Here is a 13,892-nt window from a genome sequence, read left to right as displayed (position 1 = left end):
TTTTTCCGAAAAGTTGCGTCTGCATGAAAACCTGAATGGAACCCGGCGGGACCTAGCGTCGCAGCTGGAAGGGCACGCGATCGGGCTGATCGCGTAATGGCTTGGTTTCAAAGGGGGCTGACATGATGTCGCTCGATAGCATCACGCTATACCTGGTTGCCACGATGGTAGCCGCACTGCTGGGTGCCATGATGGTGTTCTTCGGCAGGCAAGAGAAAAGTCCCGCGCTGAAATGGTGGGGCACGGCCTATCTGCTCGGCGCGGCTTCCGTCGCGCTGTGGACGGCCGCCGGCGACAAGCTCGGCGCGCAGCTCTATCTCGCGCTGAACGCCGTCGGCTTCGTCGCCTGCGGCATGGTCTGGAACGCCGCGCGCGTCTTCCACGGCCGCAAGCCGAACTGGCCCGGACTTCTGTTCGGTGCGCTCGGCTGGGCTGCCGCGGTGTCGCTGCTCGATCCGGCCGCCGCGACGCTGCGCATGTTGATCGGCGCCGGCATCGTCTCGGTCTACGCAGCGCTGACCGCTGGCGAGCTCTGGTCCGAGCGGCGCAAGAGCCTGCAACGGAGCTGGCCGGTCTACGCCGTGCCGATCATGCACGGCTGCGTGCTGATGATGCCGGTCCTGATCGGCGGCTTCCTGCGGCCGAACGATCCGCACTTCTCCAGCAGCATCTGGGTCACCGTGTTCGCGGTCGAGCTCATTCTCTACGCCGTCGGCACCGTGTTCGTGATCTTCATGCTGGTGTCCGAGCGCACGGTGACCGCGCACAAGACCGCCGCGTCGATGGACCCGCTGACCGGCATGTTCAACCGGCGCGGATTTGCCGAAGCCTGCTCGCGCGTCATCGAGCGCGAGGCCAAGGCGGGGCGGCCGGTGACCGTCATGATCTTCGACATCGACCACTTCAAGTCGATCAACGATCGCTTCGGCCACCCCGCGGGCGACGAGATGCTCAAGCTGTTCTCGACGGTCGTGACCACCAATCTGCGCATCTCCGACCTGTCGGGCCGGATCGGCGGCGAGGAGTTCGCGGCGCTGTTGCCGTGCTCGCTGGAGGAGGGCGTGCTGGTCGCCGAGCGCGTGCGCGAGGCGTTCGAGACCTCGGGCATCGTCGTCGACGAGGGCCCGGTCGACACCACCGTCAGCATCGGCGTTGCCGGTGGTCCGGCCGGCACCGAGCTGGAGGTGCTGCTGGCTGCCGCCGACACCGCGCTCTACCAGGCCAAGCGTGGTGGCCGCAATCGCGTCGAGGCCGCTGAAGAGCTGCCGCTGTCGCTGGAGAACTGGCGCCGCCAGACTGCCGCGCGGCTCCCGGTGCCACGGCCTGCGACGGCTTAGGTTGCAAGCCGACTTGCGGTAAGGCGCTGTTTACCATCGACTCCTACCATCGTGGCCATGGAGTCGATCCGTCAACAGACCTCGCAAGCCGCTCTGGTGTCGCTCGAAGCGGCCGCAGCATCGGCGCGCGGCGGCTTCGGCTGCATCTTCTCGACATCGGACGAGTACGAGACGGCGCTGATCACCGAGCGCCGTGCCCAGGGCCGGTACGCGCAGAACCGCGGTCTCTGGCCGCTCATCCTCTTTACGGCCTGTGCGGCGACGGTCGCGGGCACGGTCTTGTTGTTCGGCTGAGAGAGCCGGCCTCTTGATCGACGAGGGCGCCGTTTCGGCGCCTTTTTCTTTTCGGCCGTCTGCGCTAGATACGCCCTATCAACAAGAAGGGTGGAAACAATGATCACCGAGATCGCGCAAATCGACGTCAAGCCGGGCACCGAGAAGGATTTCGAGGCGGCGGTGGCCAAGGCCAAGGCCGCGTTCGGCCGCTCCAAGGGCTTTCACGGCTTCGAGCTGCACAAGTCGATCGAGAAGCCGCAGCGCTACCGGCTGATGGTGAAGTGGGAGACCCTGGAGAACCACACCGTCGACTTCCGCGGCTCGGAGAACTTTGCCGAATGGCGCGGCCTGGTTGGCCAATACTTTGCCGCACCGCCGGAGGTCGAGCACACCAACACGGTGGTGACGACGGCTTGAGCTGTCTCACGCAGCCGCGGCCGGCGTCTCATAGCTCTTGAAATGATCGAGCAAAACCTTGGCGATGGCGACCAGCGGGAGCGCCAGCGCCAGGCCCCAGATGCCGAAGACGACGCCGAGCAGGATCTGGAAGGCGAACAGTGTGGCGGGCGGAATGTCGAGCGCCTGCCGCTGGAGGATCGGCGTCAGCACGTAGCTCTCCATCGCGTGGACGCCGAGAAACAGGATCAGGGCGGAGAGCGCAGCGACCCAGCCTGACGCGATGCTTGCCAGCACCACGATCACGCCGGCGATGATGGCGCCGACCGTCGGGATGAAGGCGAGGAGACCCGCCTGGATTCCCAGGATGAACGAGCCGGGGATGCCGATGACGGCAAGCCCGATCCAGGTCACCACGCCGACCGCGAGCATGACGATGATTTGCGCGATCAGCCAGCGCTCCAGCGTCTCGCTGATGCGGTCGATGATGACAGTGGCACGTGAGCGATGCCTGGCCGGGGCGATGAACAGGAGCCCATCGTGATAGACGCTGGGCTGCGCCGCGAAGGCGAGCCCCAGGAACAGCACGATGAAGATGTTGCCGACGGCGCTGATCGTGCCGAGCAGCAGCTTGAGGGTCTGGCTCACGATCGCCCCGCCGCTGGAGGCCAGCGCACCGGCGCCGGGAAGTCCGGTGGGCGGGGGCGAGGCGCTTGGCGCCGTTTCCGAGCCGGACGGCGTTGCGTTCGCGGAGGAGGCGTTGCCGATGTCGAAGAAGCTGGTGTCGATGCCGTGGCTCTCGAGGAAGGCTTTGACGGTGACGAGCTGCGACTTGATGGTGTTGCTGAGCGCGGAGGCCTGCTCGGCGATGGTCGCGCCGCCGAGATAGGCCACACCCGCGAGCATCACCGCAAGCACCACGCAGACGATTGCAAGCCGTAGGGGATGTGGCAGGCCGACATGGCGCCCGAGCGCGTTGGTCAGCGCGTTGAGCCCGACGCCGAGCAGCATGCCCGTGAAGATCAGCAGCAGCGTTGCGGCGAAATACCAGGTGAAGACCAGCAGCGCTGCAAACAGCACGATAGCGATGCCGCCGACCGCGATCGCCCAGGCCAGATCGTTGCGGGTCCGGGATCGTTCATCTGCGGGGATCGTCACATGATGTCCTTTGCGCGGGCCGATGTGCACGGCACTCTTTCGCGAAATTCCCGCCGCGGATCAAGCCGGACCCGCGTGCCGGTTTGACGCGTCCGTGGCCTTAACTGGGCCCTGCGAACGGTCCCCTCGAGCCCCCGAGGTTCAGCCCGCGGGCACGGATGGGGCGGTTGGGGCCTCAATTGCGCCTTCCCGCGGGGCATTCAGGCGAAATAGCATTGCGGTCCCGCGATCCCTTCGGTTGAAATTGTTCCATCCGAAGGGCATGTTTGGAGAATCTTCTTCGGCGGGGAGGTCGGAACGGGAGATGAAAAAGCCGGTCGTCGGCGTGATCGGGAATTCCCATCGCGTCGAAAATCGATTTCAGGTCCAGATGGTCGGCGAGCGAAACTTGCGCGCCGTGGCCGAGGTCTCCGGCGGCTTGCCGCTGATGTTTGCAGGTTCGGCCGACATCACCGATATCGGTGCGCTGCTCGATTGCGTCGATGGCATCGTGCTCACCGGTGCCCGCGCCAATGTCCATCCTACGCGCTTCAACGTCGATCCCTGCCAGAAGCATGAGCCTTACGACATCCATCGCGACGAGGTCGCGCTGGCGCTCTCGGTCGCCTGCGTCGCCCGTGGCATCCCGCTGTTCGGCATCTGCCGCGGCCTCCAGGAGATGAACGTCGCCTTCGGCGGCTCGCTGCATCCTGAGATCCGCGAATTGCCCGGCCGCATGAACCACCGCATGCCCAGGCTTGAGAACGGCGAGATCCATCCCGATCCCACCGTCGTGTTCGCCGACCGCCACGAGGTCGAGCTCACCCCCGGCGGCGCCTTCGCCAAAATCCTCGGCTGCGAAAAGATCAAGGTCAATTCGCTGCACGGCCAGGGCATTCTGGAGCCGGGCAAGCGTGTGTTGATCGAAGGCGTCGCCGAGGACGGCACCATCGAGGCGATCCGCATCGCGGAGGCCCCGACCTTTGCGCTCGGCGTGCAATGGCACGCCGAATACGACCCGCAGCGCAACCCGATCAATCGCAAGATCTTTCAGGCGTTCGGCGAGGCGCTCGTGGCGCGGCAGCGGGCGACGGCGTAGCGGCGCAAGCGAGAGCACCTTGGTGCTATCGGGGAGCCGTGAATGGCCTCGCATGATTACCACTTCATCAAGGGGGCCGGGGTCCACGACACCCCGCTGCTGATGCTTCATGGCTCTGGCCGGACCGAGCAGGACATGGTGCCACTAGCGGGCCAGCTTGCGCCGGCATCGATGGCGATCGCGGTTCGTGGTGCCCTGCCTTGGGAAGGTGGCTTTGCCTTCTTTCGCCGGTTCGAGGATCGCTCGATCGATGAACGCGATCTCATTGCCCGAGCGGAGCGGCTTGCAGATGAAGTGGACCAGTTCGGAATGGACTATCGGTTTCCAAAGCCGCCGATTGCCGTCGGTTTTTCGAACGGTGCAATTATGGCGGCTGCTCTGGTCATGCTTTATCCCCGCTGTCTCTCCGGTGCTGTTCTTCTCAGGCCGTTGTCTCCGTTCGCTGTTGATCCAGCTATGCGCGTCCCTGGTACGCCCGCAATCATCGTCGACGGCCACTACGACGAACGCCGCTCGCCCGGAGATGGCGCCCGCTTGGCAAGGAGTCTGGGGCGCATGGGTGCAGAGGTGACGCACCACCTGCTACCAACCGGCCATTCGATCATCGAGGATGACATTCGCCTGGCGCGCGAATGGTTGAGACCGTTGCTTTGCGCCGATTGAGCACGCAGGTGGAGCTTTCGCTCTGCCTATCCTGCCGACGATATGAACAAAAAAGGCGCCCCTTGCGGAGCGCCTTTCGTCCGTCGTCGTTCGGGGCCGCTTAGCCCGAGTAGTACATCTCGAACTCGACCGGGTGGGGGGTCATTTCGAAGCGCTCGACTTCGGTCATCTTCAGCTCGATGTAGCTGTCGATGAAGTCGTCGTCGAATACGCCGCCGGCCTTCAGGAAGGCGCGGTCCTTGTCGAGGTTTTCCAGCGCCTCGCGAAGCGAGCCGCACACCGTCGGAATCTGCTTCAGCTCTTCCTTCGGAAGATCATAGAGATCCTTGTCCATCGCCGGGCCCGGATCGAGCTTGTTCTTCACGCCGTCGAGACCTGCCATCAGCATCGCGGCGAAGCCGAGATAGGGGTTGGCGAGCGGATCGGGGAAGCGCACCTCGACGCGCTTGGCCTTGGGCGAAGCGGTGTAGGGGATGCGGCAGGAGGCCGAGCGGTTGCGCGCGGAGTAGGCGAGCAGCACCGGCGCTTCATATCCCGGGACCAGGCGCTTGTAGGAGTTGGTCGTCGGGTTGGTGAAGGCGTTGATCGCCTTGGCGTGCTTGATAATGCCGGCGATGTAGGACAGGCAGGTCTCCGACAGGTCGGAATACTTGTTGCCCGCGAACACCGGCTTGCCGTCCTTCCAGATCGACTGGTGAACGTGCATGCCCGAGCCGTTGTCCCCGTACACCGGCTTCGGCATGAAAGTGGCGGTCTTGCCGTAGATGTGCGCGACCTGGTGGATGCAGTATTTGTAGATCTGCAGGTGGTCGGCCATCAGCGTCAGCGTGTCGAACTTCATGCCGAGTTCGTGCTGGGCGGAAGCGACCTCGTGGTGATGCTTTTCGACCTTCACGCCCATCTTGGCCATGGCGCCCAGCATCTCCGAGCGCATGTCCTGTACCGAATCCTGCGGCGGCACCGGGAAGTAGCCGGCCTTGGTGCGGATACGGTGGCCGAGATTGCCGCCCTCATATTCAGTGTCGGAGTTGGTGGGGAACTCCGCGGAGTCGAGCCGGAAACCGGTGCTGTAAGGCTGCGCCGAATAGCGCACGTCGTCGAACACGAAGAATTCGGCCTCGGGGCCGACATAGACGGCGTCGCCGATGCCCATCGACTTCACCATCGCTTCGGCCTTCTTGGCGATGCCGCGAGGATCGCGGTTGTAGGGCTCGCCGGTGGTCGGCTCGAGCACGTCACAGACGATGACCATGGTGGTCTCTGCGAAGAACGGATCGATCGTCGCGGTGACCGGATCGGGCATCAGGCACATGTCGGATTCGTTGATCGCCTTCCAGCCGGCGATCGAGGAACCGTCGAACATCTGGCCCTCGGCGAAGGTGTCCTCTTCGATCATGCCGACGTCGAAGGTCACGTGCTGCCACTTGCCGCGCGGATCGGTGAAACGGAGGTCGACGTATTTGACGTCGTTATCCTTGATCGCTTTCAGGACGTCTTTGGCGGTCTTCATGCATACCCCTTTTGGCTCTGCGGGTCGGTTTCCAGACTACGAGCGACGTTGTTCTCGCTTCTTGAGGCGCGCGAGTGCACAAACGACATCAGGCCGCCGAGGCGGCCTTATTTCTTAGGTAGATTGTCGCAAAATTCGGGATAGCACCCGGCTCAGATAGCGTCCAGCCCGGATTCGCCGGTTCGGATGCGGATCGCTTCTTCGATATTGGAGACGAAGATCTTGCCGTCGCCGATGCGCCCGGTCTGTGCCGCTCGGCGGATCGCGTCGATCGCGCGCTCGACCAGGTCGTCGCCGATCACGATTTCGATTTTGACCTTGGGCAGGAAGTCCACGATGTATTCTGCGCCGCGGTAAAGTTCGGCATGGCCCTTCTGGCGTCCGAAGCCCTTGGCCTCGGTGACGGTAATGCCCTGCAGTCCGACTTCCTGGAGCGCCTCTTTCACCTCGTCGAGCTTGAACGGCTTGATGATGGCTTCGATTTTCTTCACTGCGCGCCTCCCGGCCTTTCGATCAAATAGCAACGTCTTCGTCAGGATGCGCTTTGTCTTCGCGCGGAGTTGTCCTCGCTGTCCCAAGCTGCCTGACCAGCCCGGGCGGCGGCCGGTCACACCCTGATGAATGCCAGTGAGCACGACGAACCGAAGCGGCTTCCTCGAAAGCAGGGTCTATGCCAAGTTGCAAATGCCCTGATTTTTGGAGCGTTATCAGCCTTTTAACGAGCATCTCGGATAGGTGGGACCAACCAGCCCAAAATAGCGAAGACTACGAAATAGGCAAACGGTTCAATCTATGTGCAGATTGCGGTTTTTGACCTGAGATCGGCACGGAAACTGCCTGTTGAAAAGGCGTTTGTACCAGGGAAGTGGCATGGAAGTACTGACCAACGCTGAAATGCAGCGGGCCGACCAGCTCACCATCGCGGCCGGCACGCCCGGTTTCAAGCTGATGCTGAGCGCCGGACAGGCGGTCGCCGAAGCCGCGGCCGCGCTGGCGGAGGAGGGGCCAATCCTGTTGGTCGCCGGTCCCGGCAACAATGGCGGCGACGGCTTTGTCGCCGCAGCCGAGCTCGCAGCCCAGGGGCGCGAGGTCTCCGTCATCCTGATGTGCGAGCGCGACCAGCTCCAGGGCGATGCGGCCTCCGCCGCGCGCGGCTGGAAGCATCCGCTCTTGCCGTTCAATCCGCAGGCGATCGGCAAGCCCGCGCTGATCATCGATGCGCTGTTCGGCGCCGGCCTCAGCCGTCCGCTCGAAGGCGAGGCGCGCGAGATGATCGAGGCGATCAACGCCAATGGCGCGCCGGTGCTGGCCGTCGATCTGCCGAGCGGCATCAACGGCACCAGCGCAAGCGTGATGGGCGTTGCGGTGAACGCCACGGAGACCATCACCTTCTTCCGCAAGAAGCCCGCGCATCTTCTGTTGCCCGGCCGGATCCATTGCGGCCGCGTGCGCGTCGCCGACATCGGCATCGGCGGCGAGGTGCTCGAAGAGATCAAGCCGCAGCTTTTCGAGAACGATCCGGACTTTTGGGGGGCGACTTTTCCGGTGCCGCGGATCGACGGCCACAAATACGCGCGAGGCCACGTGCTCGCGGTATCCGGTGATGCCGCAGCAACCGGCGCCGCGCGTCTTGCCGCACGTGGCGCACTGCGTGCCGGCGCAGGGCTCGTAACCCTGGCTAGCCCGCGCGATGCGCTCGCGATCAATGCGGGCGCGCTGACGGCGGTGATGGTCCGCCCGGTCGACACCGCGATCGAATTCGGCGAGCTCCTCTCCGACAAGCGCTACAATACCTGCATTATTGGTCCGGGCACCGGCACTGGGACGCGCACCTGCGACTTCGTCCATACCGCGCTCACGGAGCAACGGCATCTCGTGCTCGATGCGGATGCGCTGACGAGCTTTGCCGCCAATCCCGAACGGCTCTTTGAATCGATCAAGTCGTCGCACGACAGCGAGGTCGTGCTGACGCCGCATGAGGGCGAGTTTCCGCGCCTGTTCTCCGACCTCAGCAACAAGCATCCCGGCCGCTCAAAGCTCGAGCGCGTCCGTGCCGCCGCCGAGCGCTGCGGCGCAATCGTGCTTCTGAAGGGACCGGACACCACCATTGCCGCGCCCGATGGCCGCGCCACCATCGCCGCCAACGCGCCGCCCTGGCTCGCGACGGCCGGCGCCGGCGACGTGCTCTCAGGCATCATCGCGGGCCTCCTGGCGCAGGGCGTGCCGGCCTTCGAGGCTGCGAGCATCGGTGTCTGGATGCATGGCGAGGCGGCGGGCGAAGCGGGCCCGGGACTGATCGCGGAGGACCTGACCGAGACGCTGCCGGCCGTGCACCGGCGGATCTATGATGCTTTGGGAGTGGAGTACTAGTGCTCAGACAGCTCGCGCTCGCTGATATGGACGCAGCTGCGCGGGTTCATCGCGTCGCCTTTGACCATGCGATGCCGTGGCTGGTCGGGCTGCACACGCCCGACGAGGACCGCTGGTTTTATCGCGAGGGGGTTTTCGCGACGTGCCGCCTGTGGGGACGCTTTGACGACGACGCGTTGAGCGGAATCATCGCTTTCCGCGACGGCTGGATCGAACAACTCTACGTGCTGCCCGACGCGCAAGGTCACGGCGTCGGCAGCGAGTTGCTTGATGTCGCCAAGAGCGCCTTCGAACAGTTGCAGCTCTGGACCTTCCAGCGCAATGCTCGGGCTCGACGCTTCTATGAGTTCCGCGGGTTCGAACTGGTCGAGGAGACCGACGGGACAAGGAATGAGGAGAAAGAGCCGGACGCTCGCTACGTCTGGAGGCGCCGGTAGGGCATTCACTCCACCGCGAACCAGCGCACGAGCCGTGGCGCGGCCCAATCGGTCGCGACGGACTCGATCAGCCAGCTTCCAGGGTAGGTCGCCGCGAACGCGATGCGCTGGGTTTGGCCCGGCTCGATTGCGAGCGTGTCGAGCCAGTACGGTTTCCAGCCGTCGTCGAGCCTGTCGAGCAGGCGGAAATGATGGCCATGCAGGTGGAAGGCGGTGGTGACGGGGGCAGAGTTCTTCAAGGCCAGCACGACAGTGCGACCGGTCTTGGCCCGAAAGGCGGGGGTGGAGGAGGCGGAGAAGCTTGCAGGGCGGGTCCAGCCGGCGTCAGGGGCGCCGAGCGCGACATCGAACCGCAAGCCGCCCTTCAGATCGAGCTGGACGGGAAGGTCGTTCGAGGGGAGCGGTGGTGGCGGCAGGAGCGGCGCGCGTCGATCGAACCAGCCGGTGATCGCGAGGGTCCCGACCTGGCGCGCCTCCTTGCCGTCATGCAGCAGGAATGAGGCCGATGTGGCCGTATCCACAAATGCGTCGGCCCGCGCGCCGGGGGCGAGCACCAGCGCACCGTTGCGCGCCAGGAAGGGCTCGGCAGGCTGTCCGTCCATGGCCATCACGCGGACGTCGTGGTTTTCCAGTTTGATCGCCAGGACAGTACGTTGGGAGCCGTTGATAAAGCGCAGCCGCAGCCGCTGATTGCCAGAGGCTGAGAGCTCGAATGAAGTCCGCCCGTTGATGGTATAGAGCGGCGTCGTCTCTCTGGGATCGGTGCCCGGGGCGATTGCGGTCCCATCCGGCCGCAGGCGCCATTCCTCGATCAACAGCACTTCATCACGATCCACGGCGACTTGGTCGGCTTCCTCGACGATGATCGGGAGCGGCCGGACGGGCCGCTTCAGGCCCTCCTCGAGCAGGCTGAGGTCGGCCAGCAGGGCCCCGGCGTGAGGCATTGAAATAATTGATGTTTCCGTCACGCCTGGGCCCACAGGAGCGCGGCCCAGCAACGGCTCGGCAGCCGCCGCGCCGTCGAGGCCGTGCCAGACGGGGGCAACCGGGACAGGTAGATCGTTCCGCAAAGTCACTTCGCAGCGTTCGCCGCGCTTGAGACGGACGTCACGGGCAGTACTTGGCGCCACCAGCTCCCAGATCGGTGTAGCCGGCTGTCCCGGCCTTAGAGCCAGGGTCGCAGGCCGCGCCTGGAGTGGGAGGCGGGTGGCTGCCGGCGGCATCGCGCCGCCCCCGGCCAGACCCGCCGCCGAGGCCGCCAGGCCGGCCAAAACCTCGCGTCGGGTGGGGGCAAAAAATCGTTTCGTCATGAGGGCGATGCGGACCACGCCGCGCTGGATAAGTCCAGCCGTCGCGCCTATCTGAAGGGGGCGTCCACACGGCCATTTTTTTGCTGCGAACAGGCGGGCACATGCTATAAGCCCGGCCGCCCGCGGCATCGCGGCCGGTCTTGATGCAAATTCACGCGGGCGTGGCGGAACTGGTAGACGCGCTGGATTTAGGTTCCAGTGACGAAAGTTGTGGGGGTTCGAGTCCCTCCGCCCGCACCAAGCGCTTTCAGCGTTTGCACGGATTACTGCAGGACCTCGTTCCTCATGGACGTTTTGTCCCGAGGAGGTAGGTCCGATGAACCACCGGCGCAAAGGCGTTTTGCCCGCGCGCCGGATCGATTGATGACAAATGTCGCGGCGGCAAGCGCCGTGACGAAGCGAGAAGAAGATTGGACGCCATGCAGGTCACAGAGACCCTCTCGGAAGGATTGAAGCACGAGTTCAAGATCAGCGTTGCCGCGTCTGATCTCGATGCCAAGGCCGACGCCAAGCTCGTCGACCTCAAGGACAAGGTGCGCCTCAACGGCTTCCGTCCCGGCAAGGTGCCGGTGGCTCACCTGAAGAAGGTCTATGGCCGTTCGGTGATGGCCGAGACTATCGACCAGACCATTCGCGACACCAACACGCAGATCTTCCAGGAGCGTGGCTTCCGCCTTGCGACCGAGCCGAAGATCACCATGCCGACCGAGCAGAAAGAGGTCGAGGAATTGCTCTCCGGCAAGTCCGACCTGACCTACACGGTCGCGATCGAAGTGGTGCCGCCGATCCAGCTTGCCGACTTCAAGAGCTTCCAGGTCGAGAAGCCGGTCGCCGACGTCACCGACGTCGAGGTCGACGAGGCCATCAAGCGCATCGCCGACAACAACCGCGGCTACAGCGACAAGGGTGAGGGCGCCAAGGCGGCCTCCGGCGATCGCGTCACCGTCAGCTTCAAGGGCACCATCAACGGCGAAGCGTTCGAGGGCGGCACCGGCGAGGGCATTCAGGTCCAGATCGGCTCCAACACTTTCATCCCCGGCTTCGAGGATCAGCTCATCGGCATCGGCGCGGGCGAGACCCGCACGGTGAAGGCGTCGTTCCCGAAGAACTACATGAGCGAGAAGCTCGCGGGAAAAGACGCCGAGTTCGAGACCACCGCAACGCTGGTCGAGGCGCCGCAGGATACCAAGATCGACGACGAGTTTGCCAAGTCGCTCGGCCTTGAATCGCTGGACAAGCTGAAGGAAGCCGCGCGCGAGCGGCTGGTGGCCGAGTTCGCCACCACGACGCGTCAGCGCGTCAAGCGTGCGCTGCTCGATCGTCTCGACGAGGCGCATCGCTTCGATGCGCCTCCCTCGCTGATCGACGAGGAGTTCAATCTGATGTGGAACTCGGTCAAGGCCGAGATGGACTCTGCCGGCAAGACCTTTGCCGACGAGGACACCACCGAGGAGAAGGCGAGGGACGAGTATCGCAAGATCGCCGATCGCCGCGTGCGCCTCGGCCTCGTGCTGTCGGAGATCGGCGAGAAGAACAAGATCACCGTGACCGATGACGAGGTGGGTCGCGCAGTGATCGAGCGCGCGCGCCAGGTGCCGGGCCGTGAGAAGGAAGTCTGGGACTATTACCGCAACAATGCCAACGCGCTGGCCCAGCTTCGTGCACCGATCTATGAGGACAAGGTGGTCGACTTCATCCTCGAGCTCGCCAACGTGACCGAGAAGAAGGTCTCGCGCGAGGAGCTCTACAAGGATGACGAGGCGGACAAGACCGCCGCTTAGGGCTTCGCAAGAAAGCCGTCTGTTAAGGATGATCGGCGGAAGCGGGCGCGCTAGCCAAGTGGCCGGCTGGGCCTGTTTCCGCGAATCAGCTTCAACAGGTTTGTCGGATTAAGCCTTAATTCGCTCCGGGCTTGTGTGGAGCGAATTGGGCTATATCTGTCGCTACCTACCCAAGTCCTGCATCACGGGACGTCCATCCGAGTTCGGCAATTCCAGCCAAGACTGCCTTGCCGCAAGGATGTCCGCCTCCAAAGAACCTAGGTGACTCATGCGCGATCCGGTTGAAACCTACATGAACCTCGTGCCCATGGTGGTCGAGCAGACCAACCGTGGCGAGCGCGCCTACGACATCTTCTCGCGCCTGTTGAAAGAGCGCATCATCTTCGTGACCGGACCGGTCGAGGACGGCATGTCGACGCTGATCGTCGCGCAGCTTCTGTTCCTCGAAGCCGAGAATCCGAAGAAGGAAATCTCGATGTACATCAACTCGCCGGGTGGCGTGGTGACGTCGGGCCTTGCGATCTACGACACCATGCAGTTCATCCGCCCGCCGGTCTCCACGCTCTGCACAGGACAGGCGGCCTCGATGGGCTCGCTGCTGCTCGCCGCCGGCGAGAAGGACATGCGCTTCTCGCTGCCGAACGCGCGCATCATGGTGCACCAGCCCTCCGGCGGCTTCCAGGGCCAGGCCACCGACATCATGCTGCACGCGCAGGAAATCCTGAACCTGAAAAAGCGGCTCAACGAGATCTACGTCAAGCACACCGGTCAGACCTACAAGTCGATCGAGGATGCGCTGGAACGCGACAAGTTCCTCACGGCAAACGACGCCAAGGAATTTGGCCTTGTCGACAAGGTGATCGACAAGCGCGCCGAGGATCCGGCGCCGCCGAAAGCCCCGTAGCACTACCGATATGGTAACGGCGATCCCGCGGATTACTTGGGATCGTCAGGGCGGCCTTCACGTTAACGGCGCGTTCGCGCGGCGCAAAAAACAGGTTTGCGCCCTGCGACAGGCGAAAAGTTCCGCTTTCGTGCTGGTTCTTTCGTGGTAATCCGGCAACGCCCGCGTGATTTTGGTCAGTTCTCCCGTGCCAAGACGTGAAATCACGGTATTGTAACGGGCAGCCGGCGACCCCCGATTAGCGAATTCTTGATAGTCGGGTGACAGCATGGTTGGCTACGACTGATGGGCTAAGATCGCGGGAGAATCGAGTGACCGTGATTCGCACGGGATGTAACGCGTAGGGTCTTTTTTGGTACGGAATTTGCTCTATTTGAACTCTATGCCGGCTGTCGTGCCGGAATGGAGCGATCGAGCGGACGGGATCGAACCGCGGACGGAGACATGAATGAGTAAGGTCGGCACGAGCGACTCCAAGAACACGCTGTATTGCTCGTTCTGCGGCAAGAGCCAGCACGAAGTCCGCAAACTGATCGCGGGTCCCACGGTCTTCATCTGCGATGAGTGCGTCGAGCTCTGCATGGACATCATCCGTGAGGAGAACAAGTCCTCGCTGGTGAAGTCGCGCGACGGTATTCCGACGCCGAAGGAAATCTGCAAGGTGCTGGACGA

General features: G+C 63.8%; 14 protein-coding genes and 1 tRNA gene. 11 read left to right on the top strand and 4 right to left on the bottom strand.

Annotated elements, in window-relative coordinates:
• The first annotated feature begins 122 nt into the window (after positions 1–122).
• From YUU_RS0113545 to YUU_RS0113535, 3 genes are all read left to right on the top strand, one after another.
• Complete coding sequence (locus YUU_RS0113545) at positions 123–1,337, top strand: GGDEF domain-containing protein (protein ID WP_027522851.1); 1,215 nt, start codon at positions 123–125, stop codon at positions 1,335–1,337.
• A gap of 57 nt (positions 1,338–1,394) precedes the next feature.
• The gene (locus tag YUU_RS0113540; protein ID WP_027522850.1) at positions 1,395–1,631 is read left to right on the top strand and encodes a hypothetical protein; all 237 of its coding nucleotides are present in this window, start codon (positions 1,395–1,397) and stop codon (positions 1,629–1,631) included.
• Between the two features lie 99 nt (positions 1,632–1,730).
• Complete coding sequence (locus YUU_RS0113535; protein WP_027522849.1) at positions 1,731–2,030, top strand: antibiotic biosynthesis monooxygenase; 300 nt, start codon at positions 1,731–1,733, stop codon at positions 2,028–2,030.
• A 6-nt stretch (positions 2,031–2,036) separates the two neighbouring features.
• Here the strand turns inward: YUU_RS0113535 and YUU_RS0113530 are convergent, their stop codons facing one another.
• Positions 2,037–3,167, bottom strand: a complete 1,131-nt coding sequence (locus YUU_RS0113530; RefSeq protein WP_027522848.1) for an AI-2E family transporter — start codon at positions 3,165–3,167, stop codon at positions 2,037–2,039.
• 304 nt (positions 3,168–3,471) lie between these two features.
• Between YUU_RS0113530 and YUU_RS0113525 the strand changes: the two genes are divergently transcribed.
• Both YUU_RS0113525 and YUU_RS0113520 read left to right on the top strand, forming a co-directional pair.
• A complete protein-coding gene (locus YUU_RS0113525; RefSeq protein WP_027522847.1) occupies positions 3,472–4,245 on the top strand; it encodes a gamma-glutamyl-gamma-aminobutyrate hydrolase family protein in 774 nt (257 codons plus the stop codon).
• 42 nt (positions 4,246–4,287) lie between these two features.
• A complete protein-coding gene (locus YUU_RS0113520) occupies positions 4,288–4,908 on the top strand; it encodes an alpha/beta hydrolase (RefSeq protein WP_027522846.1) in 621 nt (206 codons plus the stop codon).
• A gap of 100 nt (positions 4,909–5,008) precedes the next feature.
• Here YUU_RS0113520 and glnA read toward each other — a convergent pair whose 3' ends face one another.
• Together glnA and YUU_RS0113510 are read right to left on the bottom strand one after the other, a co-directional pair.
• Complete coding sequence (gene glnA / locus YUU_RS0113515; protein WP_027522845.1) at positions 5,009–6,418, bottom strand: type I glutamate--ammonia ligase; 1,410 nt, start codon at positions 6,416–6,418, stop codon at positions 5,009–5,011.
• A gap of 152 nt (positions 6,419–6,570) precedes the next feature.
• Positions 6,571–6,909 carry a P-II family nitrogen regulator gene (locus tag YUU_RS0113510; protein WP_007603495.1) on the bottom strand — a complete coding sequence of 113 codons (339 nt, stop codon included), beginning with the start codon at positions 6,907–6,909 and terminating at the stop codon, positions 6,571–6,573.
• Positions 6,910–7,288: 379 nt separating this feature from the next.
• Between YUU_RS0113510 and YUU_RS0113505 the strand changes: the two genes are divergently transcribed.
• A complete protein-coding gene (locus YUU_RS0113505) occupies positions 7,289–8,788 on the top strand; it encodes a bifunctional ADP-dependent NAD(P)H-hydrate dehydratase/NAD(P)H-hydrate epimerase (RefSeq protein WP_027522844.1) in 1,500 nt (499 codons plus the stop codon).
• Positions 8,788–9,225 carry a GNAT family N-acetyltransferase gene (locus YUU_RS0113500; RefSeq protein WP_027522843.1) on the top strand — a complete coding sequence of 146 codons (438 nt, stop codon included), beginning with the start codon at positions 8,788–8,790 and terminating at the stop codon, positions 9,223–9,225. Before YUU_RS0113505 ends, YUU_RS0113500 begins: the two co-directional genes overlap by 1 nt.
• A 5-nt stretch (positions 9,226–9,230) precedes the next feature.
• Here the strand turns inward: YUU_RS0113500 and YUU_RS0113495 are convergent, their stop codons facing one another.
• Complete coding sequence (locus YUU_RS0113495; protein ID WP_027522842.1) at positions 9,231–10,535, bottom strand: multicopper oxidase family protein; 1,305 nt, start codon at positions 10,533–10,535, stop codon at positions 9,231–9,233.
• Positions 10,536–10,690: 155 nt separating this feature from the next.
• Here YUU_RS0113495 and YUU_RS0113490 point away from each other — a divergent pair.
• From YUU_RS0113490 to YUU_RS50865, 4 genes are all read left to right on the top strand, one after another.
• Positions 10,691–10,775, top strand: a tRNA-Leu gene (locus YUU_RS0113490).
• A gap of 179 nt (positions 10,776–10,954) precedes the next feature.
• Complete coding sequence (tig, locus tag YUU_RS0113485) at positions 10,955–12,316, top strand: trigger factor (protein WP_027522841.1); 1,362 nt, start codon at positions 10,955–10,957, stop codon at positions 12,314–12,316.
• 268 nt (positions 12,317–12,584) lie between these two features.
• Positions 12,585–13,220, top strand: coding sequence for an ATP-dependent Clp protease proteolytic subunit (locus YUU_RS0113480; protein WP_027522840.1), 636 nt, complete (start codon positions 12,585–12,587; stop codon positions 13,218–13,220).
• Between the two features lie 448 nt (positions 13,221–13,668).
• Positions 13,669–13,892 (top strand): ClpX C4-type zinc finger protein (locus tag YUU_RS50865; RefSeq protein WP_035662312.1); only part of this gene is annotated, 224 nt, incomplete at its 3' end.

This window comes from Bradyrhizobium sp. Ec3.3 (assembly GCF_000472925.1).
Lineage (GTDB): Bacteria > Pseudomonadota > Alphaproteobacteria > Rhizobiales > Xanthobacteraceae > Bradyrhizobium.
Note: the sequence above shows the minus strand (reverse complement) of the source record. Positions and strands in the feature narration are given on the sequence as shown.

Coding starts and splice junctions, on each gene's coding strand:
- YUU_RS0113535 (WP_027522849.1), top strand. CDS start 1,731: ATGATCACCGAGATCGCGCAAATCGACGTCAAGCCGGGCACCGAGAAG.
- tig (WP_027522841.1), top strand. CDS start 10,955: ATGCAGGTCACAGAGACCCTCTCGGAAGGATTGAAGCACGAGTTCAAG.
- YUU_RS0113525 (WP_027522847.1), top strand. CDS start 3,472: ATGAAAAAGCCGGTCGTCGGCGTGATCGGGAATTCCCATCGCGTCGAA.
- YUU_RS0113505 (WP_027522844.1), top strand. CDS start 7,289: ATGGAAGTACTGACCAACGCTGAAATGCAGCGGGCCGACCAGCTCACC.
- glnA (WP_027522845.1), bottom strand. CDS start 6,418: ATGAAGACCGCCAAAGACGTCCTGAAAGCGATCAAGGATAACGACGTC.
- YUU_RS0113545 (WP_027522851.1), top strand. CDS start 123: ATGATGTCGCTCGATAGCATCACGCTATACCTGGTTGCCACGATGGTA.
- YUU_RS0113520 (WP_027522846.1), top strand. CDS start 4,288: ATGGCCTCGCATGATTACCACTTCATCAAGGGGGCCGGGGTCCACGAC.
- YUU_RS0113495 (WP_027522842.1), bottom strand. CDS start 10,535: ATGACGAAACGATTTTTTGCCCCCACCCGACGCGAGGTTTTGGCCGGC.
- YUU_RS0113540 (WP_027522850.1), top strand. CDS start 1,395: ATGGAGTCGATCCGTCAACAGACCTCGCAAGCCGCTCTGGTGTCGCTC.
- YUU_RS0113480 (WP_027522840.1), top strand. CDS start 12,585: ATGCGCGATCCGGTTGAAACCTACATGAACCTCGTGCCCATGGTGGTC.